This window comes from Mycobacterium sp. TH-M82 (assembly GCF_057473605.1).
This window is the reverse complement of sequence record NZ_JBYCKY010000560.1, coordinates 1-1,718: the sequence shown is the minus strand read 5'-3', so window position 1 is coordinate 1,718 and position 1,718 is coordinate 1. Positions and strand designations below refer to the sequence as shown.

Genomic DNA, 1,718 nt, shown 5'->3' with positions numbered 1-1,718 from the left:
CACCGACCGCGACAAAATCCTCACCGCCGAAGAGGCCAAGGACTACGGAATCATCGACACCGTGCTGGAGTACCGCAAGCTGTCGGCTCGGGCAGGGTAGTCGGGGTAGGCGGGGACAGCAGGGTAAGCAGGGTAAGCAGGGTAAGCCGCTCGCCGAGCGTGAAGCCGTTGCGAATTTCCGCAGGAAAAGTCGCAACAGTTTCACTTTCGGCGCAACGAGGCGGCGGCATGAGCGATGGCGGCGATGTCAGCCGGACCCACCCGGCAACAGCCCCCGACGATCCGTGCGCCCGCGGCCACCCATGCCGGTACCGACTCGACCGGGAAGCGCGGCGGCCCGACCCAGGCCTGGCGGTGCGCGTCCCAGCGCTCGCCGCTGTTCGGATAGACGATCACCGGCTTGCCGGTGACGTCACGGGCCACCTCGATCGCGGGTAACACATCGACGGGAGCGCAGCAGTTGACCCCGACCGCAACGATGTGCGGCACTCCCGCAGCCGCCGCGAACGCCTCGGCTAGCGGTTGGCCAGCGCGGGTTCGGGTGCCGTCGACGGTGTAGCTGAGCCAGGCCGGCATGTCGAGCTCACGCACCAGGTTAATCAGCGCCTCGGCCTCGTCGGCATCGGGGATCGTTTCCAGCGCAAGCACATCCGACCCAGCGGCGGCCAGGACCGCCAAGCGCTGCCGGTGCCAGGCCGCCAGCTTGCGCACCGACAGGCCGTAGCGCCCGCGGTACTCCGAGCCGTCGGCGAGCGCGGCACCATACGGGCCGACGGAGGCGGCCACCCACCGGCTACCGCCGTCGCGGGAAGCGACGCGCTCGGCGGCACGGGCCAGGTCCACGCTGTGCCGCAGCAACCGGGTCGCCGTGTCCGTGTCGATTCCCCGTGCGGCGAACCCGCCGAAGGATGCCTGATAGCTGGCGGTGGTGGCGATCATTGCCCCGGCACGAAAGAAAGCGGTGTGCACGGCGCTGATCTCTTGTGGTGCATCGGCGAGCAGTCGCGCCGACCATAGTGGGTCGGACAGGTCATGGCCGCGTGCTTGCAGTTCGGTGGCCAGACCGCCATCGCTGACGAGCACGGTATCGTCGGGCACCACCAACCCCGTGAACCCCACGGCCGCCACTGTAGGCACCGCAGTGCCTGCAAGCCTTTCAGTCGGGTAACGACCGCGACACGCCAAGGCCACGGCAGCGCGTTTCACCATGATGCGGCCCGGTGAGGCGATATCTTCTGGAGCGGACACAAGCCACAGGAACCACAGGAACCACAGAAAACCACGACCTACGACGAATACCAACGACGCGATTCGGCCCGATGGGTCGCGTCGTGCCAAACCAAGCAGGTAGCGTCGGAGCAGAGCACCTAACTCAGCACTCGACGCACCGACGACGAACGGCGAACAGGAAGTAGGCACTGAAGCACCATGGCGCGCATCGGAGACGGCGGTGACCTGTTGAAGTGCTCGTTCTGCGGGAAGAGCCAGAAGCAAGTCAAGAAGCTCATCGCAGGCCCGGGTGTGTACATCTGCGATGAGTGCATCGACCTGTGCAACGAGATCATCGAAGAAGAACTGGCCGATGCCGCCGATGTCAAACTCGACGAACTGCCCAAGCCTACGGAGATCAGGGACTTCCTGGAGGGCTATGTCATCGGCCAGGACACCGCCAAACGGACGCTGGCGGTGGCCGTCTACAACCACTACAAGCGCATCCA

Annotated in this window: 3 protein-coding genes; 2 read left to right on the top strand and 1 reads right to left on the bottom strand. The window is 65.9% G+C overall.

Translation table 11 applies throughout. From position 1 onward, the window contains the following. A partial coding sequence (locus AC2VON_RS16875) for an ATP-dependent Clp protease proteolytic subunit (protein WP_486953977.1) occupies positions 1–100 on the top strand: 100 nt, incomplete at its 5' end. Between the two features lie 101 nt (positions 101–201). On the opposite strand, the gene mmuM is transcribed toward AC2VON_RS16875, so the two are convergent. After that, a complete protein-coding gene (gene mmuM, locus AC2VON_RS16870; protein WP_486953976.1) occupies positions 202–1,119 on the bottom strand; it encodes a homocysteine S-methyltransferase in 918 nt (305 codons plus the stop codon). 309 nt (positions 1,120–1,428) lie between these two features. Here mmuM and AC2VON_RS16865 point away from each other — a divergent pair. Next, positions 1,429–1,718, top strand: a 290-nt coding sequence (locus tag AC2VON_RS16865; RefSeq protein WP_486953975.1) for a ClpX C4-type zinc finger protein, incomplete at its 3' end; no start/stop codon positions are given.